At 72.2% G+C, this 21,082-nt stretch carries 24 protein-coding genes; 15 read left to right on the top strand and 9 right to left on the bottom strand.

The features are described 5' to 3' along the window. The first annotated feature begins 177 nt into the window (after nt 1–177). From ACZ6JT_RS22545 to ACZ6JT_RS22530, 4 genes are all read left to right on the top strand, one after another. Nucleotides 178–789 carry a flavin reductase family protein gene (locus ACZ6JT_RS22545; protein ID WP_469212242.1) on the top strand — a complete coding sequence of 204 codons (612 nt, stop codon included), beginning with the start codon at nt 178–180 and terminating at the stop codon, nt 787–789. Between the two features lie 200 nt (nt 790–989). Further along, a complete protein-coding gene (locus ACZ6JT_RS22540; protein WP_030708987.1) occupies nt 990–1,775 on the top strand; it encodes an electron transfer flavoprotein subunit beta/FixA family protein in 786 nt (261 codons plus the stop codon). Nucleotides 1,776–1,835: 60 nt separating this feature from the next. Beyond that, a complete protein-coding gene (locus tag ACZ6JT_RS22535; RefSeq protein ID WP_030708985.1) occupies nt 1,836–2,798 on the top strand; it encodes an electron transfer flavoprotein subunit alpha/FixB family protein in 963 nt (320 codons plus the stop codon). Between the two features lie 174 nt (nt 2,799–2,972). Beyond that, complete coding sequence (locus tag ACZ6JT_RS22530) at nt 2,973–4,271, top strand: DUF6986 family protein (protein WP_469212241.1); 1,299 nt, start codon at nt 2,973–2,975, stop codon at nt 4,269–4,271. Between the two features lie 34 nt (nt 4,272–4,305). Here the strand turns inward: ACZ6JT_RS22530 and ACZ6JT_RS22525 are convergent, their stop codons facing one another. After that, the gene (locus ACZ6JT_RS22525) at nt 4,306–4,545 is read right to left on the bottom strand and encodes a WD40 repeat domain-containing protein (protein WP_469212239.1); all 240 of its coding nucleotides are present in this window, start codon (nt 4,543–4,545) and stop codon (nt 4,306–4,308) included. A 199-nt stretch (nt 4,546–4,744) separates the two neighbouring features. Between ACZ6JT_RS22525 and ACZ6JT_RS22520 the strand changes: the two genes are divergently transcribed. After that, nucleotides 4,745–4,876 (top strand): hypothetical protein, encoded by a 132-nt coding sequence (locus ACZ6JT_RS22520; protein ID WP_469212237.1) that lies wholly within the window; start codon nt 4,745–4,747, stop codon nt 4,874–4,876. A gap of 89 nt (nt 4,877–4,965) precedes the next feature. Here ACZ6JT_RS22520 and ACZ6JT_RS22515 read toward each other — a convergent pair whose 3' ends face one another. Further along, on the bottom strand, nt 4,966–5,955 hold the full coding sequence (locus ACZ6JT_RS22515; protein ID WP_469212566.1) for a LacI family DNA-binding transcriptional regulator: 990 nt from the start codon (nt 5,953–5,955) through the stop codon (nt 4,966–4,968). 171 nt (nt 5,956–6,126) lie between these two features. Here ACZ6JT_RS22515 and ACZ6JT_RS22510 point away from each other — a divergent pair, with 171 nt between their 5' ends. Next, entirely contained in the window at nt 6,127–7,182 is a 1,056-nt protein-coding gene (locus ACZ6JT_RS22510) for an NUDIX hydrolase (protein ID WP_469212235.1), read from the top strand. Nucleotides 7,183–7,287: 105 nt separating this feature from the next. Here the strand turns inward: ACZ6JT_RS22510 and ACZ6JT_RS22505 are convergent, their stop codons facing one another. Further along, nucleotides 7,288–7,983 (bottom strand): MBL fold metallo-hydrolase, encoded by a 696-nt coding sequence (locus ACZ6JT_RS22505; protein ID WP_469212233.1) that lies wholly within the window; start codon nt 7,981–7,983, stop codon nt 7,288–7,290. A 105-nt stretch (nt 7,984–8,088) separates the two neighbouring features. Continuing rightward, complete coding sequence (locus ACZ6JT_RS22500; RefSeq protein WP_469212231.1) at nt 8,089–9,453, bottom strand: M20/M25/M40 family metallo-hydrolase; 1,365 nt, start codon at nt 9,451–9,453, stop codon at nt 8,089–8,091. A gap of 183 nt (nt 9,454–9,636) precedes the next feature. On the opposite strand from ACZ6JT_RS22500, the gene ACZ6JT_RS22495 reads away from it, so the two are divergent. Further along, complete coding sequence (locus tag ACZ6JT_RS22495; protein WP_469212229.1) at nt 9,637–11,061, top strand: geranylgeranyl reductase family protein; 1,425 nt, start codon at nt 9,637–9,639, stop codon at nt 11,059–11,061. A gap of 623 nt (nt 11,062–11,684) precedes the next feature. On the opposite strand, the gene ACZ6JT_RS22490 is transcribed toward ACZ6JT_RS22495, so the two are convergent. Continuing rightward, complete coding sequence (locus ACZ6JT_RS22490) at nt 11,685–12,143, bottom strand: nitroreductase/quinone reductase family protein (RefSeq protein ID WP_469212227.1); 459 nt, start codon at nt 12,141–12,143, stop codon at nt 11,685–11,687. A 157-nt stretch (nt 12,144–12,300) separates the two neighbouring features. Between ACZ6JT_RS22490 and ACZ6JT_RS22485 the strand changes: the two genes are divergently transcribed. The 5 genes from ACZ6JT_RS22485 to ACZ6JT_RS22465 all read left to right on the top strand — a co-directional run bounded on the left by ACZ6JT_RS22485 (nt 12,301) and on the right by ACZ6JT_RS22465 (nt 16,471). Next, nucleotides 12,301–12,999 (top strand): TetR/AcrR family transcriptional regulator, encoded by a 699-nt coding sequence (locus ACZ6JT_RS22485; protein WP_469212225.1) that lies wholly within the window; start codon nt 12,301–12,303, stop codon nt 12,997–12,999. A gap of 206 nt (nt 13,000–13,205) precedes the next feature. Further along, entirely contained in the window at nt 13,206–14,156 is a 951-nt protein-coding gene (locus ACZ6JT_RS22480) for a spherulation-specific family 4 protein (RefSeq protein ID WP_469212222.1), read from the top strand. 78 nt (nt 14,157–14,234) lie between these two features. Then, on the top strand, nt 14,235–14,858 hold the full coding sequence (locus ACZ6JT_RS22475) for a hypothetical protein (RefSeq protein ID WP_469212220.1): 624 nt from the start codon (nt 14,235–14,237) through the stop codon (nt 14,856–14,858). Nucleotides 14,859–14,901: 43 nt separating this feature from the next. Further along, nucleotides 14,902–15,672: a transposase gene (locus ACZ6JT_RS22470; RefSeq protein ID WP_469212219.1), complete on the top strand. Its 771-nt coding sequence runs from the start codon at nt 14,902–14,904 to the stop codon at nt 15,670–15,672. 226 nt (nt 15,673–15,898) lie between these two features. After that, nucleotides 15,899–16,471: a hypothetical protein gene (locus tag ACZ6JT_RS22465; RefSeq protein WP_469212217.1), complete on the top strand. Its 573-nt coding sequence runs from the start codon at nt 15,899–15,901 to the stop codon at nt 16,469–16,471. Nucleotides 16,472–16,745: 274 nt separating this feature from the next. Here the strand turns inward: ACZ6JT_RS22465 and ACZ6JT_RS22460 are convergent, their stop codons facing one another. Continuing rightward, nucleotides 16,746–16,844 (bottom strand): hypothetical protein, encoded by a 99-nt coding sequence (locus tag ACZ6JT_RS22460; RefSeq protein ID WP_469212565.1) that lies wholly within the window; start codon nt 16,842–16,844, stop codon nt 16,746–16,748. A gap of 176 nt (nt 16,845–17,020) precedes the next feature. Here ACZ6JT_RS22460 and ACZ6JT_RS22455 point away from each other — a divergent pair, with 176 nt between their 5' ends. Beyond that, on the top strand, nt 17,021–17,197 hold the full coding sequence (locus tag ACZ6JT_RS22455; RefSeq protein ID WP_469212215.1) for a hypothetical protein: 177 nt from the start codon (nt 17,021–17,023) through the stop codon (nt 17,195–17,197). A gap of 16 nt (nt 17,198–17,213) precedes the next feature. On the opposite strand, the gene ACZ6JT_RS22450 is transcribed toward ACZ6JT_RS22455, so the two are convergent. Together ACZ6JT_RS22450 and ACZ6JT_RS22445 are read right to left on the bottom strand one after the other, a co-directional pair. Continuing rightward, nucleotides 17,214–17,465: a DUF6332 family protein gene (locus ACZ6JT_RS22450; protein ID WP_365473446.1), complete on the bottom strand. Its 252-nt coding sequence runs from the start codon at nt 17,463–17,465 to the stop codon at nt 17,214–17,216. A 69-nt stretch (nt 17,466–17,534) separates the two neighbouring features. Further along, nucleotides 17,535–18,278, bottom strand: coding sequence for a maleylpyruvate isomerase family mycothiol-dependent enzyme (locus ACZ6JT_RS22445; RefSeq protein ID WP_469212212.1), 744 nt, complete (start codon nt 18,276–18,278; stop codon nt 17,535–17,537). Nucleotides 18,279–18,316: 38 nt separating this feature from the next. On the opposite strand from ACZ6JT_RS22445, the gene ACZ6JT_RS22440 reads away from it, so the two are divergent. Further along, entirely contained in the window at nt 18,317–18,979 is a 663-nt protein-coding gene (locus ACZ6JT_RS22440; protein ID WP_469212210.1) for an alpha-ketoglutarate-dependent dioxygenase AlkB family protein, read from the top strand. A 43-nt stretch (nt 18,980–19,022) separates the two neighbouring features. Further along, complete coding sequence (locus tag ACZ6JT_RS22435) at nt 19,023–20,282, top strand: ROK family protein (RefSeq protein ID WP_469212209.1); 1,260 nt, start codon at nt 19,023–19,025, stop codon at nt 20,280–20,282. A 63-nt stretch (nt 20,283–20,345) separates the two neighbouring features. On the opposite strand, the gene ACZ6JT_RS22430 is transcribed toward ACZ6JT_RS22435, so the two are convergent. Beyond that, nucleotides 20,346–20,909, bottom strand: a complete 564-nt coding sequence (locus ACZ6JT_RS22430; RefSeq protein ID WP_469212207.1) for an ATP-binding protein — start codon at nt 20,907–20,909, stop codon at nt 20,346–20,348. Between the last annotated feature and the right edge of the window lie 173 nt (nt 20,910–21,082).

Genomic DNA, 21,082 nt, shown 5'->3' with positions numbered 1-21,082 from the left:
GACTGTGTCCACGGGAGATCGCCAGGCTGGCGGCATGCGGTATGAACTCCTGCTCTACGGACGGGTCCACGTGGACCTCGTCCGCCACGCGAGCGCGCGCTGTCGGAAGAGCTGAACGCCCCCGGCCCCCGATCTCCGACAGCGCCCGCGTGTCCCGCGGCAGAAGGCAGAACCCTGATGACTGCTCCGACGGTCCCGACGGTCCAGACCGCTCCGTCCCCCCGCACTCCCCGCTCCACCGGTTCCCCCGGTACCCCTCGTTCCGCCGGTTCCCCGGATTCCTCGCGTCCGTCCCGTTCCGGTGACGGCCGTCCCGGCTCGCCCGACCTCCTGCGCTCGGTCTTCCGGCAGCACGCCGCCGGAGTCGCCGTGATCACCGCCCGGGACGGCGCGCGGCCGGTGGGCTTCACCGCGACCTCGCTCAACTCGGTCTCCGCCGACCCGCCGCTGCTGTCCTTCACGATCGGCACGGGGGCCTCCAGCTGGCCCGGGGTGCGCGACAGCGAGTACCTCGGCGTCCACATACTCGGCGAGCACCAACGGGAGCTGGCCGGGCTGTTCGCCCGGAGCGGAGCCGACCGTTTCGGCGAGGCCACCGGCTGGGAGCCGGGGCCGCACGGGGTCCCGGTGCTCGACGGCGTACTGGCCTGGCTGGTCTGCCGGGTGGTGGCACGGGTGCCCGCGGGCGAACATCGTGTGATCATCGCTGAGGCGGTCGTGGGGGACCCCGCGGGCGAGGGCCGCCCGCTGCTGTACCACCAGGGGCGCTTCAACGCGTTGCGCGACTGAATCGTCCCTGCTTGGGCGGGTCGGGCGGCGTTGGGCAGATCACAGTTCACCAACCTTGCGACTTGGCGACACCCACTGTGTACTGACGAGTAACATTCCCTTCGGAGCGCGGGCCGCCCCGACCGGGATCCGCCCGACAAGGCGCCTATGCTGCCTGCATAAGGCGGTACCAGAAAAGACGATGCGGTAGGAGAGCCGGCGTGAGCCTGAGGATCGTTGTCTGTGTGAAGTACGTGCCCGACGCCACTGGCGACCGGCAGTTCACCGAGGACTTGACCGTCAACCGTGACGACGTCGACGGCCTGCTGTCGGAGCTCGACGAGTACGCCGTCGAGCAGGCGCTGCAGATCGCCGAAGAGGCCGACGACGCCGAGATCACCGTTCTGACGGTGGGCCCCGAGGACGCCAAGGACGCGCTGCGCAAGGCGCTGTCGATGGGCGCCGACAAGGCCATCCACGTCGAGGACGACGACCTGCACGGCTCCGACGTCATGGGCACCTCGCTGGTGCTCGCCAAGGCCATCGAGAAGGCCGGCTACGACCTGGTCATCACCGGCATGGCGTCGACCGACGGCACCATGGGCGTGCTCCCGGCGATCCTGGCCGAGCGCCTGGGCGTCCCGCAGGTCACCCTGCTCTCCGAGGTCAAGGTCGAGGACGGCACCGTGACCGGCCGCCGCGACGGCGACACCGCGAGCGAGCAGCTGGAGGCCTCCCTCCCCGCGCTCGTCTCGGTGACGGACCAGTCGGGCGAGGCCCGCTACCCCTCCTTCAAGGGCATCATGGCCGCCAAGAAGAAGCCGGTGGAGTCCTGGGACCTGGAGGAGCTGGAGATCGAGGCCGACGAGGTCGGTCTGGAAGGCTCCTGGACCGTGGTCGACGCCGCGGCGCAGCGCCCGGCCCGCACCGCCGGCACGATCGTCAAGGACGAGGGCGAGGGCGGCAAGCAGCTGGCCGAGTTCCTGGCCGGCCAGAAGTTCATCTAAGAGCTTCGGCCAACCCCTCCATAGCCCCCAGACACTTCGCAATCGCAGGAGAGCAGTCCCATGGCTGAAGTTCTCGTCTACGTCGACCACGTGGACGGCGCCGTCCGCAAGCCCACCCTCGAGCTGCTGACGCTGGCCCGCCGCATCGGCGAGCCCGTCGCCGTCGCCCTGGGCGCCGGTGCCGACGCCACCGCCGCGGTGCTCGCCGAGCACGGCGCGGTCAAGGTCCTCACCGCCGACGCCCCCGAGTTCACCGAGTACCTCGTCGTACCGAAGGTGGACGCGCTCCAGGCCGCCTACGAGGCCGTCTCCCCGGCCGCCGTGCTCGTCCCGTCCTCCGCCGAGGGCAAGGAGATCGCCGCGCGTCTCGCCGTCCGCATCGGCTCCGGCATCATCACCGACGCCATCGACCTGGAGGCGGGTGACGAGGGTCCGGTCGCGACGCAGTCCGCCTTCGCCGCGTCGTTCACCACCAAGTCCCGCGTCTCCAAGGGCACCCCGGTCATCACCGTGAAGCCGAACTCGGCCCCGGTCGAGGCCGCCCCGGCCGCCGGCGCCGTCGAGGCGCTCGCCGTCACCTTCGGCGCCCTGGCCACCGGCACCAAGGTCACCGCCCGCACCGCACGCGAGTCGACCGGCCGCCCCGAGCTGACCGAGGCCGCGATCGTCGTCTCCGGCGGCCGTGGCGTCAACGGCGCCGAGAACTTCCACATCATCGAGGAGCTCGCGGACTCCCTCGGCGCGGCCGTCGGCGCCTCGCGTGCCGCCGTCGACGCCGGCTGGTACCCGCACTCCAACCAGGTCGGCCAGACCGGCAAGTCGGTCTCCCCGCAGCTGTACATCGCCTCCGGCATCTCGGGCGCGATCCAGCACCGGGCCGGCATGCAGACCTCGAAGACCATCGTCGCCATCAACAAGGACGCCGAGGCCCCGATCTTCGACCTCGTCGACTACGGCGTGGTCGGCGACCTCTTCGCGGTCGTCCCGCAGCTGACCGGCGAGATCCAGGCGCGCAAGGGCTGACCTGCGCTTCTCTTCGTAGCTTCGCTTCTTCGGGGCCGTGTGGTGTTTCTCACCGCACGGCCCCGAGTCGTTCGTCCCACGCGTCGGAGGGACCATTGACGGAGCGGAACCGCGTGACTAAATTCTGCTATGCGGATCTAAGCTTCCGTGAAGCGGAAAAGAGGAGAGTGCACGATGGGTCAGCAGGAGAAGGTGGCGACGAGCCTCGCAGGCGCGGTCAGCGAGGGCATCAGCGCCTCCCTCGCGCCGGTGGACGCGGAACTCGCGCGCCACTACCCGGGCGACCCCGGCACCCGTCAGCCCATCCACACGGTCTACGTCCCCGGTGACGTCTTCGCCGCGGACACCATCCGCTCCTGGGGCGACCAGGCCCTCGCCGCGCTCGACGAGCACGCCCCGGACGCCGCCACCTTCGCCAAGGTACTCGGCATCTCCGACGAACTGGCCGTACCGGTCTACGACCGCGTCCGCGCCAAGCTGGCCCGCGAGCCCATCGAGGACCTCCGCGTCGACTTCGAGGACGGCTTCGGCGTCCGCTCCGACGAGGAGGAGGACCAGGCCGCGGCCCGCGCCGCCCGCCTGATCTCCGAGGCGTACTCCAACGGCACCAACGCCCCGTACATGGGCATCCGCATGAAGTGCATGGAGTCCAACGTCCGCGACCGCGGCATCCGCACCACCGACATCTTCCTGTCCGGCCTGCTCGCCCACGGCGGCCTCCCGGACAACCTGGTCCTGACCCTGCCCAAGGTCACGTACGCCGAGCAGGTCACCGCCTTCGTCAAGCTGCTGGAGGCCTTCGAGACCGCCCGCGGCCTGCGCCCGGGCCGGATCGGCTTCGAGATCCAGATCGAGACCAGCCAGTCGATCCTGGCCTCCGACGGCACCGCCACCGTCGCCCGCATGATCGAGGCCTCCAAGGGCCGCGCCACCGGCCTGCACTACGGCACCTTCGACTACAGCGCCTGCGTCGGCGTCTCCGCCGCCTACCAGGCCAGCGACCACCCCGCCGCCGACCACGCGAAGGCGATCATGCAGGTCGCCGCGGCCGGCACCGGCGTACGCGTCTCCGACGGATCGACGAACGTGCTGCCCATCGGCACCACCGACAAGGTCCACGAGGGCTGGAAGCTGCACTACGGCCTGACCCGGCGCGCCCTGGCCCGCGCCTACTACCAGGGCTGGGACATGCACCCGGCGCACCTGCCGACCCGCTACGCGGCCGTCTTCACCTTCTACCGCGAGGGCCTGGAGACTGCCGCCGCGCGCCTGAAGGCGTACGTCGCCAAGATCGAGGGCGACGTGATGGACGAGCCCGCCACGGCCAAGGCCCTCGCCGGCTACCTGGTCCGCGGCCTCGACTGCGGCGCGGTCGGCGCCGAGGAGGTCACCGCCCTCACCGGCCTCACCCGCGCGGAACTGGACGCCTTCGCGATCCCCCGCCGCTCCGCCACCCTGACGGCCACCGCCTGACCACCCCGCCAACCCCCACGGCCCGGCCCCGGCTTCACCGGGCCCGGGCCGCCGGTGCGTAGGGGTCGGGCAGCACCCACCGGCGCACGGTGCCGTCGTCGCCGGCGGTGGCGAGCACACTCCCGTCAGGGGAGAAGGCCACTCCCAGGACGGCGCCGGAGCGTCCCGTCAGGGGCAGCCCCACCGCGGACTCGGCGGTGTGGGCGTCCCACAGTTGCGCGGTACCGTCCGACGCCGCTCCGGCGAGGAGCCTGCCGTCGGGGGAGAAGGCCATGGCGTGTCGAGGCCCAGCAGCCGCTTGCCCCGGAACGCATCGCTCTGCGTGGCCACGGGCGGCCGCAGTGCGGTCCGGGACTTCGGCGCACGGGCCTCCAGCTTCCGGTAGGAGGGATTGCCGCGTTCGATGCGGAGCTGACGCAAGTCACCCGCGAGGCGGCGCAGTTCCTCCTCGAAGTTTCCGTCCGAACCCACCTGTGCCCCCTGACCGTGCGGGAACGGTCCCGCCCGTCCGCTGGAATCGGGCCATGAGCAGACCGCAGAACCCGACGGACCCCGAGCCGTTCCTGTCCCTGCACACCGCCGTCGTGCTGATCGCCGCGACCTAATCGGCCTCACCGCCGGCGGCCTGACCTTCCTGGGCGGCTCCGGCGCCGCGCTACCGCCACCGGTGGGGCCGTTCCCGTGCTGCGGAGCCTCATCCGGTGAAGGGCGGGAGTTCGCCCGAGCCGCGGGGGATGAGGTGGGTGGGGAGTTCGGTGCGGGTCGTGGGGAGGGTGGCTCCGGACAGGCGCTGGAAGAGGCGGTCCGTGGCCACGCGGCCGAGCGTGGCCGGGTCCTGGGCCACGACCGTGATGCCGGGGCGGAGGAGGTCGGCCAGTTCGAAGTCGTCGAAGCCGACCAGGGCCACCGGGTGTTCGCGGGCCGCGAGGACGCGTACCACCGTGACCGTCACGCGGTTGTTGCCCGCGAAGACGGCGGTCACCGGGTCCTGGCCCGCGAGCATCGACCTCGTCGCCGCCGTCACCCGGTCCGGGTTCGTCGAGCCGAGGGAGACCCAGGAATCGGCCACGGGCAGGCCGGCGTCGGCCATGGCGGCGCGATAGCCGCGCAGGCGTTCCGCCGCCGTGTGGATGCGGGGGTGGTCGCCGATGAAGCCGATCCGGCGGTGGCCGCCCGCGATCAGGTGGGCGACGCCGTCGCGGGCGCCGCCGAAGCTGTCCGACAGGACGACGTCCGCGTCGATCCGCCCGGCCGGGCGGTCCACGAACACCGTGGCCACACCGGCCCGCATCTCCGGCTCCAGGTAGCGGTGGTCGTCGCCGGCCGGGATCACGATCAGGCCGTCCACCCGCCGGGCGCACAGGGCGAGCGCCAACTCCCGCTCCCGGTCCGGGTCCTCGGCGCTGGAGCCGTTGATGAGCAGTGCGCCGTGCGCGCGGGCCACCTCCTCCACGGCCCGGTTCAGCGGACCGTAGAAGGGGTCGGCGAGGTCCTCCAGGATCAGGCCCACGGTGGCGGTACGCCCCTTGCGCAGGACGCGCGCGCTGTCGTTGCGGCGGAACCCCAGCGCGTCGATGGCCTCTTGGACCCGCTTCTCCGTCTCGGGGGTGACGCCCGGCTCGCCGTTGACCACCCGCGACACCGTCTTCAGGCCGACGCCCGCCTGGGCCGCCACGTTCTTCATGGTCGGCCGGTTGCCGTAGCGGGGATCGAACGGGCGGCGGTTGTGGGGCACGGTCGTGAATCCTCCGGAGTCTCGGGCGGGGGCTGTGACCTTGAGGATAAGCACTCGGCCGATAGTGAGGTTTCCGTGGCAGGGTGGTGCGGGCAAGCCACTGGGGGCTCCGGACGAGCCATGGGGAGAGGGGTAGACGTGATTGTCTGGATCAACGGCACATTCAGCGCGGGAAAGACCAGCACGGCCCGCGAACTGGCCGCAATCCTGCCGGACAGCACCCTGTTCGACCCGGAGTTCATCGGCGACGCGCTGCGCGTGCTGCTGCCGGCCAAACGGCTGGCCGAGGTCACCGACTACCAGGACCTGCCCAGTTGGCGGCGGCTGGTGGTGGACACGGCGGCGGCGATGCTCGCGGAGCTGGGCGGGGTGCTCGTCGTACCGATGACACTGCTGCGCCAGGAGTACCGGGACGAGATCTTCGGCGGGCTGGCGGCGCGCCGAATACCGGTACGGCACGTGCTGCTCGCCCCTGCGGAAACGATCCTTCGCGAGCGGATCGCGACCCGGGAGGAGCCGGGCGACCCCGACCAGGTCGACCTCCGCGTCCGCCAGTGGGCCTACGACCACATCCCCGTCTACCAGCAGGCCCTCGACTGGCTCACCGGCGACGCGCACGTCATCGACAACAGCAGCCTGACCCCGCGCGAGACGGCGCAGCGGATCGCCGAGGCCGTCCGCTCGGAGACCGCCCCGGTCTGCGACATCGTGCAGACCCCGGAACCCACGCGGGAGACCGTGGCGGCCGGGGTGCTGCTCTTCGACGAGCAGGACCGGGTCCTGCTGGTGGATCCGACGTACAAGGCCGGCTGGGAGTTCCCGGGCGGCGTCGTCGAAGCGGGCGAGGCCCCTGCCCGCGCCGGCGTACGGGAGGTCGCGGAGGAACTGGGCCTCGTACTGGACCGGGCGCCCGGCCTGCTCGTGGTCGACTGGGAGGCCCCCCAGCCGCCCGGGTACGGGGGGCTGCGCCTGCTCTTCGACGGCGGCCGCCTCTCGCCGGAGGCGACGGCGAGGCTCCGGCTGCCCGGCCCCGAACTGCGGGCCTGGCGCTTCGTCACGGAGGCCGAGGCCGCCGACCTCCTCCCGCAGCACCGCCACGAACGCCTGCGCTGGGCCCTGCGCGCCCGGGAACGCGGCCGCCCCCTCTACCTGGAGGCCGGCACTCCGGTCGGCTGAGCCCGGTGTCCGGCCGTCCGGTGCCGGGCGGACGGTGCCTCCGTACGGTGCCGGGCGGACGGCGCCCGTCCACCCGGCGCCCGTGCACCCGGCGAAACCGAGCCGTCAGGCGGGAGTTCCGGCGGCCGCCTTGATCAGCGCGGCCGCCGTGTCCGCCGTCAGCGGATCGCCGTGGCCGAAGCAGGCGATCGACGGCGAGAGCCCGGCCAGACGGTGGAAGGAGTCGATCGCCCGGGCCCGGTCCACGTTGAAGACGCCCAGCATCAGCGGGCCGACGGCGGCGACGCAGTCACCGGTGAACAGCACCCCGTGCTGCGGGAGGTGGATGCCGATGCTGCCGTCCGTGTGCCCCGGGGCGTGGACGACGTACGCCCCGTCCCCGAAGCCCAGCGCGTCCCCGTCCTCCACCTCGTGGTCGACCCGGGTGGGCGGGGCCTCGGGCACGGTCAGCCCGTGCGCGTACAGCGGTATCTCCCAGTCCAGCAGCACCGGTTCGGGAACCGGCTGCTCGCCCCGGATCACCGGCGCGTCCAGGCGGTGTGCGAGCACCCGCGCGCCCCAGCGGGCGGCTAGCTCACCGGCCGCGCCGACGTGGTCCCGGTGGCAGTGGGTGAGGACGATCCGCTCCAGCCGCTCCGGGAGCAGGCCGAGGGAACGTATCGCCCCCTCGATCTCGCCGGCCGAGCCGGCGTGGCCCGCGTCGATCAGGGTGAGGGCTTCGCCGTCCTGCCAGAGGTACGCCTGGCCGATGGGGAAGCGCAGCATGTGGAGCCGGTCCGGAACTACCTCTACAAGATCCATGAGGCGACCGTACGCACGGCCGCCCGGCCCCGACAGGCGACTTCACCGGGAGCGAAGTACGCCCAGAGCGCACTGCGCCCCGGGCGTACACGCACTCGTACGGGGTCAGACGCGCTTGGACTCCGCGTAGTTGACGAGGAAGAGGGCCTCCGCCACCGACAGGCGCTCCAGCTCCTCCGGCGACACGCTCTCGTTGACCGCGTGGATCTGCGCCTCCGGCTCGCTCAGCCCGATCAGCAGCATCTCCGCCCCCGGGTACAGGGACGTCAGCGTGTTGCACAGCGGGATCGACCCGCCCATGCCGCTGATCTGCATCTCCTGGCCGGGGTACGCCGCCTCCAGCGCGGACCGCATCGACGCGTACGCCGGGCTGTCGGTGTCGGCCTGGAACGGCTGGCCCTGGCCGACCACCTCGAGTTCGAGACGCGCCTTCCACGGCGTGTGCGCCTCCAGGTGGGCCTGAAGCAGCTTGATGGCCTCCGCGGTGTCCACGCCCGGCGGCACGCGCAGGCTGATCAGGGCGCCGGCGCTCGCGTGCACCGAAGGCGTCGCCCCGACCACCGGCGGGCAGTCGATGCCGAGCACGGTCACGGCCGGGCGGGCCCACAGCCGGTCCGCGACCGAGCCCTCGCCGATCAGCTCGACCCCGTCGAGGACCTTCGCGTCGGCACGGAAGTCCGCCTCCGGGTACTGCAGGCCGTCCCACACCGCGTCCGAGGCGAGCCCGTCCACGGTCGTCGAACCGTCCGCCGCGCGCAGCGAGTCCAGTACGCGGATCAGCGCGGCCAGCGCGTCCGGGGCGGCACCGCCGAACATGCCGGAGTGCAGGTTGCCGCCCAGCGTGTCGATCTTCACCTTGAGCAGGCACATGCCGCGCAGCGTGGCCGTCACCGTCGGCAGGCCGAGCCGGAAGTTGCCCGCGTCGCCGATGACGATGGTGTCGGCGGTCAGCAGCTCCGGGTGCGCCTCGGCGTACTGCTGGAGGCCGCCGGTGCCCTGCTCCTCGGAGCCCTCGACGATCACCTTCACGGACACCGGGACACCGCCGTTGGCCTTCAGCGCGCGCAGCGCCAGCAGGTGCATGATGAACCCGCCCTTGCAGTCGGCCGAACCGCGGCCGTACCAGCGTCCGTCGCGCTCGGTCAGCTCGAAGGCGGGGGAGATCCAGGCCGCGTCGTCCAGCGGCGGCTGGACGTCGTAGTGCGCGTACAGCAGCACGGTCGGCGCGCCCTCGGGGCCGGGCAGGTAGCCGTAGACGGACTGGGTGCCGTCGGGGGTGTCGAGCAGCGCCACGTCCTGGAAGCCCTCGACGCGCAGGGCGTCGGCCACCCAGTTCGCGGCGGCCTCGCTCTCGCTCTTGGGGAACTGTGCCCAGTCCGCGACCGACTGGAAGGCCACCAGCTCGGTCAGCTCCTGCTTGGCGCGGGGCATCAACGAGGCGATGGTCTCGGCGATCGGATTCTGGGACATGGGCACGCTCCTTTTGGGTGCGACGTTGTTCTCCGTGTACGCCGCCCGCAGCCGCGGGGTGTGCGTATGCCGGGTACGGCGAAAAAGACAGTTCCGATCCTCGCACAGCGGGGCGGCGCGTCGTCTCGCCGTAGGATTTCCCCGGCATCGGAGCAACCGGGTGATCAGGAGCAGCAACACATCGTGAGCAGCGACGACGACGTACGCGACGCAGGGCCCGGCGCAGGCGAGGGCGCGGGCCGGGGTGAAGCCCGGGGCGAGGGCCGGGGCGAGGGTGCAGACGCAGGAGTGGACGCGGGGGAGGCCGGCCAGGGGGCGGTCGACGAGGCCGTCGGTGAGGCGGCGGGGGAGAGCGGCGGGACCGGCGAAGTGTGGGACGTGGTCGTGGTCGGGGCCGGACCGGCCGGGTCCTCGGCGGCGTACGCGGCGGCCACGGCCGGGCGGCGCGTCCTGCTGCTGGAGAAGGCCGAACTGCCCCGCTACAAGACCTGTGGTGGCGGCATCATCGGCCCCTCGCGCGACGCCCTGCCCCCGGGCTTCGTCCTGCCCCTCAAGGACCGCATCCACGCCGTCACCTTTTCGATGGACGGGAAGCTGACCCGCACCCGGCGCTCGAAGCAGATGCTGTTCGGGCTCGTCAACCGGCCCGAGTTCGACGCCGGCCTGGTCGCCGCCGCCGAGAAGGCCGGCGCCACCGTCCGTACGGGCACTGCCGTGGCCCGCGTCGAGCAGCACGGGACCGCCGTGCCCGACCGGCGCACCGTCGCCGTGGTGCTCGCCGACGGGGAGACCGTCCTGGCCCGCGCGGTGGTCGGCGCCGACGGCAGCGCGAGCCGGATCGGCGCGCACGTCGGCGTCGAGCTGGATCAGGTGGACCTCGGCCTGGAGGCGGAGATCCCGGTGCCCGCGACGGTCGCGGAGGACTGGAAGGGACGGGTGCTGATCGACTGGGGTCCGCTGCCCGGCAGTTACGGCTGGGTCTTCCCCAAGGGCGACACCCTCACCGTCGGGGTGATCTCGGCCAAGGGCGAGGGCGCCGCGACCAAGCGCTACCTCGACGACTTCATCGCCCGGCTCGGGCTCGCCGGCTTCGAACCGGCCGTCTCCTCCGGGCACCTCACGCGGTGCCGCAAGCCCGATTCGCCGCTCTCGCGCGGCCGGGTCCTGGTGGCGGGCGACGCGGCGGGGCTGCTGGAGCCGTGGACCCGGGAGGGCATCTCCTTCGCGCTGCGCTCGGGGCGGCTGGCGGGGGAGTGGGCGGTGAAGATCTCCGAGGCGCAGGACGCGGTGGACGCGCGCCGGCAGGCCCTCAACTACGCCTTCGCGGTGAAGGCCGGGCTGGGCGTGGAGATGGGAGTCGGCAAGCGGATGCTGACCGTCTTCGAGGCCCGGCCGCGGATGCTGCACGCGGCGATCACCGGCTTCCGTCCGGCGTGGCGGGCCTTCGCCCGCATCACCCGGGGTTCGACGACCCTCGCCGACCTGGTGCGTACGTACCCGCTGGCCCGCAGGGCGCTGCACATGCTGGACGCGAGGCAGGCTGCGGCTGCGGCTGCGGCGAAGGCGGCGGCTGTCGGCAACGGCGGCCGGGGCCCGGACGAGGCCTGAGGCCAGGGGCCGGGGCGTGAGGCCAGGGGCCGGGGCGTGGCCATGGGTGCGGGCGGTGTCAGGGCGGTGCGGGGCCGCTGGGCCCGCGCTGGTGGGGCGGCGTGGACCTGACCGGTCGAGCGGCCGGAACAGTTCCTCGCGGCCCTCGAACGCGGCGAGAGGTGGGTCGGTGTGGCGGTGATCGCGCCGACGCTCGACCACCCCGGCCCCGCGGCCGTGCTGCCCGTGGCCGCCCGGGCGCTGGAGTCGGCGGGCCGGGAGGCCCGGCGGCAGGGAGCGGTCGCCGTGGCGCACGCCGGGCGGCTCCACCGCACGGGACCGGCGCTGTCTCGAACTGCTGCGCCGCGCCGTAGCCCTCGCGGCGATGAGGCCGACGACGACCCGGGCCGCACCGAGAGCTGCCGCTCCGGCTGTGGCGGAACCGCCGGAGAAAACGGCTGGTCGAGCGGCCGCGCCGGCCGTTCGGCTGAGCGGGCACGGCCGTCGCCCCCCGTACGAGGCGGCCGTCGCCGTGGCCGCGCGCGTCGCTGTGGCCGGGCGCGGGGTGCGGTGGTCGTGACGGGCGCGGCGGCCGGCCGGGTCCGCCGGGGCCGCCGGCGGCCGGGGCCGCCCGGTCCGCCCCGTCAGTGTGACACCGTGATCCGGAAGACCGGGTGGTCGGCGGCGGCCGCCTGGAGTTCCGCGTCGGAGGACTTCGCGGAGACGCCCTGGAAGAACCGGTCGACCTCCCAGCCCCACTTCTCCAGGTAGGTGCGCAGGACGGCGGCCTGCTGGACCGGGTCGGTCAGCTCGGTGGCGGTGAACGTACGCACCTTGCGCCCCACGCGCAGCTCGCCGCCGCCCGCGACCCGCATGTTGCGGACCCACTGGGAGTGGCCGCGCGCCGAGACCAGGTACTGGGCGCCCTCGTACATGTGCGGGTTGACCGGGATCCGCTGCATCTTGCCGGACTTGCGCCCGCGCACCGACATCTCGGCGCTGCCGGCCAGGCTGATGCCGAAGCGGGCCAGCTTGCCGAGGAAGGAGTTGAAGCGGGTGGCGAGCGGGCCGGCCTGGACGTAGTACGGCGTGGACGCGTTCATGGTGACCTCCGGGGTCGGTTCCGCGGTTGAGAGAGCACTGCTCTCTCTTGGGCTCAGTGTGCACGGATCGGTGCACCAAAGCAAGAGCAGTGCTCTCGAAATGGAGCGGTGGCCCACTTTCTGGGCAGTGCTCCGGACGCGTGGCAGACTGGCCCGCATGAACACCGTGCGAGGGGCCAGGGAACGGGCCCGCATCGAGGTCACCGCCGCCATCAAGGACGAGGCGCGCCGCATGCTCGCGGCCGACGGCGCCGCCAAGCTCTCCCTGCGCGCCGTGGCCCGCGAGCTGGGCATGGTCTCGTCCGCCCTCTACCGCTACTTCCCGAGCCGTGACGAGCTGCTCACCGCGCTGATCATCGACGCGTACGACAGCATCGGCGCCGCCGCCGAGGAGGCCGACGCCCACGCCCTCGCCGCCGGCTCACCGCCCCGGGCCCGCTGGAGCGCCGTCTGCGGGGCGGTCCGCTCCTGGGCGCTGGAGCACCCGCACGAGTACGCGCTCATCTACGGTTCCCCGGTCCCCGGCTACAGCGCCCCCATGGACACCGTCGGTCCCGCCTCCCGGGTCGGCAACGCCTTCATCGGCATCCTGCGCGCCGCCCACGAAGGACGCGGCCTCGCCCTCCCGCCACTACCGGCCGCCCTGCGCCCCGAGGCGGACCGGATGACCGCCGACTTCGCCGAGGGCCTGCCCCCGCAGGTCACGGCCGCCCTGGTCGCCGCCTGGGCCCAACTGGTCGGCCTCGTCTCCTTCGAGCTGTTCGGCCAGTTCAACCGCGTCGTCGAGGACCGCGCCGCCTTCTTCGCGCACGCCGCCGACCAACTGGCGCACGGGGTCGGCCTGCCCGCCGTGTGACAGGAGGGGGACAGGGGGAGGCCGGTGATGCCGGGGCGGACGGCGAGGGTGGGGAGCGGGGCACGGCCCGTTCCGGAGATTCACATGATGAGGCGATGACTCGCTCTTCTGTTCCTCACACCAATGCGGGCGGTTCAGCCTTGAACGATGGGCCGCCCGTCTAGTGTTCCTGAGGTCGCCCCCCTGCCGCCGCCGGAGGAACGTTCATGCCTCGCGCCGTCAAGGCCTTGTATGCCGTCCTGGCCACGCTCTTACTGGCCGCGCCGGCGCCGGCCGTCACCGCGTCGGCGCGCGACGCGCCCGTGGTCACGGCCGACTCCCCGACGCCCACCCCGCCCCCCATGCCCCGGATGCCCGGCGTACGGGGCCTGGACATCGGCGTTCCCGCGTACGTCTCGGCGAACGACCGCATGCTGACCGACCTCACCGCCACCGCTCCGGCCGCCTCGGTGGTCGTGCTGAACCCGGGCAACGGCGACGCCCCGTTCGACGCCCCCTGGCGGGCCCGCGCCGACGCCCTGCGCAACCGCACCACCTCCACCGGCGAGAAGACCAAGGTGCTCGGCTACGTCCACACCGACCACGGCAAGCGCGACATCGCCGCCGTCAAGGCCTCCGTCGACAACTACCTCCGGACCTCCGACCGCCGCCTCCACGTCGACGGCATCTTCTTCGACGTGGTCAGCCGCGACTGCGGCCCCGCCAACGCCACCCGCGACCACTACGCGGAACTGCGCCGGTACGTCCAGGACACCATGAGCGCCGTCGACCCGGCCGTACCCGACCTCGTCGTCAACAACCCCGGCACCGCCATAGCCGACTGCTACCTGGAACCGGGCCGCCGCACCGCGGACGTCTTCGTCACGTTCGAGGACACGTACGCCGCGTACACCGGCGCCGGCTGGCTCGGCGGCAACGTCTTCGACCCGCTCGCCGGCTACCGCCCCGGGGCCGAACTCGACCCGAGCGGAACGGCGTTCTGGCACCTGGTCCACGACGTCCCCGACACCGAAGCCATGCGCGCCACCCTGCGCACCGCCTTCGACCGCGGCGCGGGCTACGCCTACGCCACCAGCACGCTCATGCCCAACCCCTGGAACACGGGCCCGACATGGAAGTACCGCGCCCAGACCACCTACGCCGCCACCCTCGGCTAAGAGCTGTCCCGTAACTGGACGGCGTCCCCTGTCCGACCCGGATCGGACCGTGTCAGTGGCTGGTGACAGGATCGAGGGGTGCTGATCAAGGGATACGACGTCGGCCCGTTGGTGCCGGGCGAGTCACTGCTGCTCCACTCGGGCTTCTGGTCGAACTACCTCTTGGCGATGTGCAGCGACGGGGGGTGTGCCGAGCGCCCGGTTCCGGAGTGGTTCGGTGAGGACGGCGCCGATGTCGATGCCCTGTCCGAGGTCCTCTTCGATCCCGAACACTGGCCCGTGTTCAGGATGCCAGCACAAGACGGACCCGGAGCCGTGGTGATCTACCGAAACCTGGACGGCGACTACGGCACCGACTACCTCCTCACCCATCCAGACAGAAGCTACGCCGAGCAGATCGCCAGCTGGGACGGAGATTTCTCGGGCACTGGGCTGACGTGGCATGAAGTGATCCGGATCGCTGACAACCCGTTCCTTGCGGACGAAGGCGTCCAGGACGAGGCCACCCGCTTCCTGCTTCTGCTTCCCCTCCTCACCGACCCGGACGTGCCGGAAACAGCATCGGCAAGGCTTATCGCGGCCCTGACCGCAGTCGGCGCGCCGCAAGAGACGGCCTCCCTCACGGCGGAGCACCTGCTGGCGCACCTTACGAGGAGATCCCGACATGACCCTGCGTGGGCGTCTCCGTTGAGCGGCGGCTGAGAGGTGGACCAAAACCGCTGATCACACCATGGAAGATCTTGGTATGGCTGGTGTGATCACGGCGTCGGAATCTTCCTGGATAGCCCCGTTCTCCGGGCTGAGTCCTCGCACCTTCGGGAAGCTGGTAACCGTTCTGCGACGCCAGGGTGCGGCCGCCATTCGGAAAGGCCGGCCGTGGAGCCTTCCGCTGGAGGACCGCGCACTGCTGGTCGCGGCCTACTGGCGCACGAACCTGACCATGCGACAGCTCGCTCCGCTGTTCGGGGTGTCCAAGTCGGCAGCGGACCGCATCATCGACCACCTCGGGCCGCTGCTCGCACTCCAACCCCGCAAACGGTTCGCCAAGGACACCGTGCTGATCGTGGACGGCACCCTGGTCCCCACCCGGGACCACACCATCGCCGAGCGGTCGAAGAACTACCGATACTCCACGAACCACCAGGTCGTCATCGACGCCGACACCCGCCTGGTCGTCGTGGTCGGCCGGCCGCTTGCCGGGAACCGCAACGACTGCAAGGCCTGGGAGGAATCCGGCGCCAAGGCCGCCGTCGGCAAGACCCTCACGATCGCCGACGGCGGCTACCCGGGCACCGGGCTCGTCATCCCGCACCGCCGACAGCGCGGTCAGACCGAACTCCCGGACTGGAAAGAAGACCACAACAGGTCCCACAAACAGGTCCGGGCCCGCGTCGAGCACGTCTTCGCCCGCATGAAGACCTGGAAGATCCTCCGCGACTGCCGCCTCAGGGGCGACGGCGTCCACCACGCCATGCTCGGCATCGCCCGGATGCACAACCTTGCCCTCGCCGGATAGACCAGCGGGCCACACCGCAACCAAACGATGCCCGGGACGACTTGGAGATCATTTACGGGACAGCCCTTAGCACGGACGCGGTAACAGGCCGGACCTCGGAGAAGGTAAGCGCCTCTTATGCGGGCCCAGTCCATGATGCCCATGGCGTGAGCACTCGGATCAAGTACGACCCTAACCTCAACCCGCCCTTCGTCATCCTCACGTCGATGCCGGAATAATGGAGCGAATGATGCACGACCTCACTGCGGAAGGCTGGGCAGACGGACTCGGGCTGTACGAGGACCGCTGGGCCTTTGCGACCGTTGCTCCCCGCGATCACGCGGAGTGGTGGTTCGACGTTGCAGCGATAATGCGCGGTGAAACCGCTGATCCCCGGGGGTGGGCGTCACTCGATCCCTACGAGGAGGAGGTCGACCGCGAGGTCGAGACGTTCGCCTGGATCGAGCCCCCCACCCATCCGGCCGACGTGGCTCGGTTCCGGCATTCCGTCGATGAGCTGCCACGCTCCTCGGCCACGTCACTGCTGGTCCTTCTTGCCATCGTCGGCATGGACGCGGCGAAGACATGGGATTTCAACGAGCGGCGACCGGAAATGGAACGCCGTGCTCAGTTGCTGCTCTCTCGGTTTCCTGTCGGCACCCGTTTCTACTCCAACATCGGCTGGGACGGCGAGGCACCGAATTTTTACGAGCAGCCGGTCAACGCGACCAGTCCATTCAGCCGGAGCCGCTGGGACGCTGGGCTGCTCGCGGTCAACGACACCGAAGTCGCCCTGATCTGGACGTTCGAATCATTCTGACCTTCCCGACCCAACGGCCGGCCCTGCCGCTCGTGGCTTCGCGGGCGCCCTCGACGCCCGGCCGGCAGGAGAATGCGTCGAAGGCGGGTCTTCCGTGGGTTCGCGCATTCTGAAGGGTGGTCGCGGCCAACGCATGGTGTCAGCAGTGCAGTTTGCCGGAACGCAGGCGGTGGGGTCAGAGCTTGTAGGCTGCGGCGAGTCCTGGAGAGGGCGGTCGAGAGCCGTAGAAGTCTGCCGTCGGGAGAGGGCCAGCCTGCGTCGCCCCAGGTCGATCTCAGTGACGACGACCGTCATTGTCGCCTACTCGGACGACCGTCTCTGAAACCTCGACAGGCGTCCAGGTGAGCTCTTGCCGATGGGCCAGTCCCGCGATGTCGGGGGTGACCTGGACGAAGACGCCGAACGGGACCAGCTTGGTGACCCGCCCCTGACGGCCGCCGTGGGCTACTTCTGCCGCGACCTCCCCGGGGAGACGAGCGAGTCCAGGCGAAACGCACTGAGTGGCGGGCGCGAAGAAAGCCGGCCCCGGACAGCGGGTACAAGCCGGTGATGATTGCAGACCCCACCACCGGCCGGACCGGCTCTCTGACAGACCGAAACTCCGGTGAGCTCCTTTGGTACGAGCTGGAGGAGCACTTCGGTCTGGATCCCGTCGGCCATCGGACCGACGCGATGGCGGACCGGCTGGTCGCCTGGTGGGCCGCGGTGGGTCCGGCCGCCCGGTGAGCTGGTGGCCCCGGGGTCAGCGGCCGTCGTTCTCCGGGCGGCGGGCGAAGCGCCACAGGACGTGGGTGATCCGGAGGACGAAGACCGTGCCCGCCGCGATTTTGCCGGCCACCGCCAAGGCGTGGCCGGCCGCGGGGGAGAGGGAGAACGCCGGCGCGGGCCCGTACACCGCGCCGAAGGTGAGGGCGGCCGCGAAGCAGGCGCTGACGAGGGCGTAGCCGATCTCGATCGTGATCGCGTCCCGGTCCGCCTGCGTACGGTGCTCCATGCGTGCAGTGTCACAGTGCGTACGGCCCGTCACAAGGGGGCCCGCGCCGGGCCGCTCCCGCCGCCCGGTTCAGATTCCGGCCGTCTCGCTCCACAGCCGGGCCAGCGCCACGTCGCCCGTCACGCCCGGACCCGCCAGCGGGAGCCGGTTCCACAGGGCCGCGTAAAGCCAGGCCGCCTCCTCCGTCAGTTCGCAGTCGGCCGCCTCGCCCGTGTCACCCGGCACCGTCCGGGCCGGCTCCGGCGACAGGTGCACGGTCCACACCGCACCCGTGTCGGCGGCCCGGACCCGCACCACCCGGGGCTCCGGGGTGCGGACCCGGCTGCGCGGCCGGGCGTGGAAGCCGGTCAGCAGCTCGTCCACCCCGTCCTCCGCGAACTCCGGCTCCACCGCCGAGAACGCCACACCCCGCGCGGCCTCCGCGTCCATCCGGTGCACGGTCGTCTCGTGGGCCTGCCGCCGCGCCCAGAACGCCAGCGGCGACGGCGGGGCCGTCGGGAGGAAGGTCCAGCACTGCACGTCGGCCGGAGCCTCGGTCAGGGTGCGCACCAGGTCCGCGTGGCCCTCCCGGAACCACGCCAGCAGCTCCCCGTCGACCAGTTCCGGCGCGTCGGGGAAGCCCACCGGCTCCCGCCGCCGCTCCGCCACGTACCCGGCGGCCCAGCGGTGCACCGACCCGGTGTGGCGCAGCAGATCGGTGACGCGCCATCCCGGACAGGTGGGGACCGGGGCGTCCGTACCGGCCTGTTCGGCCACGTCGGCGAGCAGCTCGCCCTCTCGTGCGAGGGTCTTCACAAGTTCGGTGATCTCCATACCGGGAGTCTTATCAGCCCGCCCGCGACAATGGGGACATGGATGGGGAACTCTTCCCGCGCGAGCGGACCCTGATCGCCCCCGGCGCCGTGCACGTGCCCGACTGGCTCGGGGCCGGGCAGCAGGGCGAGTTGCTGGCGGCCTGCCGCGCCTGGGCCCGTCCGCCGGCCGGCCTGCGCACCGTACGGACCCCCGGCGGCGGGGTGATGACCGCCCGGCAGGTGTGCCTCGGGCTGCACTGGTACCCGTACGGGTACGCCCGCACCGTCGTCGACGGGGACGGGGCGCCGGTCAAGCCGATGCCGGGGTGGCTGGCCGAGCTGGGGCGGCAGGCGGTGGCCGCCGCGTACGCAGACGCGTCGGATCCGCCCGACCCCGCCGAGGCCTACGACATCGCGCTGATCAACTTCTACGACGGCGACTCCCGCATGGGCATGCACCGCGACGCCGAGGAGAAGTCCGCGGCTCCGGTGGTCTCGCTCAGCCTCGGCGACACCTGCGTCTTCCGCTTCGGGAACACCGCCTCGCGCGGGCGACCGTACCGGGACGTGGAGCTGCGCAGCGGGGACCTCTTCGTCTTCGGCGGCGCGAGCCGGCTGGCCTACCACGGAGTGCCGAAGGTCCTGCCGGGCACCGGCCCGCGGGACCTCGGGCTGACCGGGCGGCTGAACATCACACTGCGGGTCGGCGGGCTGGGCTGAGCGGCGGCGTCCGGCACCCCCCGATCATGCGAGGATCGATGCCATGAACGGCAACGGGGCCCCGCGGCGGGTGGGGGATGTGACCACGCCATCCGCGTCCACGAGCGCCACGCGGACCAGACTGGAACGCGGTCGCGGCGCGCTCGGGCCGGCGCTGGAGCTCGTCCACACCGGCCGCGCCCCGACCCGCGCGGTCCTGACGGCCGAGCTCGGGGTCACCCGCGCCACCGCCGGAGCCGTCGCCGCCGAGTTGGAGGCGCTCGGGCTGATCCGGGTGGACTCCCGCCCCGGCGGGGCCGGCGGAGCCCAGGGCCGCCCCTCACACCGCCTCTCCGTGGCCGAGGACGGCCCGGTGGCGCTCGCGGCCCAGGTGCACTCGGACGGCTTCCGGGCGGCCCTCGTCGGCCTGGGCGGCCGCATCGTGGCCACCGCCCCCGGCAAGGTCACCGTCTCCGCCGACCCGGCCCAGGTGCTCGGCGCGGTCGTGGAGGCCGGGGCCGAACTGCTCGCGGAAAGCGGCCGCCGGTGCGTCGGCGCGGGGCTCGCGGTCCCCTCGGCCGTCGCGGAGCCGGAGGGCACCGCGCTGAACCCGCTGCACCTGGCCTGGCCGGCCGGTTCTCCCGTACGGGCCATCTTCGCGGAGTGCGTGAAGGCGGCCGGCATCGACGGCCCGGCCCTGACCGGGAACGACGTCAACCTCGCGGCCCTGGCCGAGCACCGGCACGGCGCGGGCCGCAGCGCCCAGCACCTGCTGTGCGTGGCCACCGGGCACCGGGGCGTCGGCGGCGCGCTGGTGCTGGACGGTCGCCTGCACAGCGGCAGTTCGGGCCTGGCCCTGGAGGTCGGTCACCTCACCGTGAACCCCGAGGGACGGGCCTGCCACTGCGGCGGCCGCGGCTGCCTGGACGTCGAGGCGGATCCGCTGGCCTTCCTCACCGCGGCGGGCCGCAGCCCCGGCCCCGAGGTGTCGCTGCTCCAGCAGGCCCGCGACCTGCTGCGCGACGAACCCGCGGAGCCGGCGGTACGGGCCGCCACGGAGGAACTGATCGACCGGCTCGGGCTCGGTCTCGCCGGCCTGGTGAACATCCTGAACCCGGACCGGATCATCCTGGGCGGCCTGCACCGGGAACTGCTGCACGCCGACCCGGAGCGGCTGCGCGCCGTGGTCGCCGACCGCAGCCTGTGGGGGCGCAGCGGCGGCGTACCGATCCTGCCGTGCACCCTGGACCACAACAGCCTGGTCGGCGCTGCGGAGCTGGCGTGGCAGCCGGTACTCGACGACCCGCTGGGCGCCCTGGCCTAGGCCGATCTGGCCGATCAAGCCGGCGGAGGGCGGGCTGGGGCGGTGCGGGCGTCGCGGGCCGGGCTAGCCCGGCCCGGCGCCCACCGGCGATGCCACCGGCACGCCCGTGCCGACCGCGCTCGGGTCGAGGACTCCCGGGTCGACGGAGACGAGCACCGTCCGCGCGGGTTCCCGTACGGGCCTGGTCTCGATCCGTACCGGCTGCGGGGGCGCCGCCGGGGCGGGGGCCGCCGCCAGCGAGAACCACACGACCTTGCCCGGCCCGTCGGGCTGGTGCCGTGCGCCCCAGGACTCGCTGAGCGCCGCCACCAGGGCGAGGCCGCGACCGCAGGTCTCCAGCGCCCCGGCCGGCGTCTCGTGGAGCACCGGGAGCCGCGGATCGCTGTCGATCACCGAGACGGTGAGGCGCCCGAGGCGGAGTTCGATCTCGACGACGCAGGTCTTGTCCGGCTGCGCGTGGCGGTGGACGTTCGTGAGCAGTTCCGTCACGCCGAGCGCAGCCCGGTCTATGAGCGGATCGAGCTGCCAGTGGCGCAGCTGTGCAGAAACGATTCTGCGGATTTGGCCGATCCGCGACGGCAAGGCCTGCAGTTCGACGACGCAGTGCCTGCGGGAATGACTGATCACGGCTGCGACTCCCCGACATGAGTGTTACGGGTGCTGCACCCTCGGTAATGCTCCACCAGGGTCACCCACGGTGCCGCGCAGTGCAACCGAACGCGATCGAAAGCAATCTGCATGGAACCCCAAAGCGAACGTTTGTGCAGGTGAGCGAGGTACATTGCGAAAGCAGGGGGCGA

It is taken from the genome of Streptomyces sp. NPDC046308 (assembly GCF_055588065.1).
Note: the sequence above shows the minus strand (reverse complement) of the source record. Positions and strands in the feature narration are given on the sequence as shown.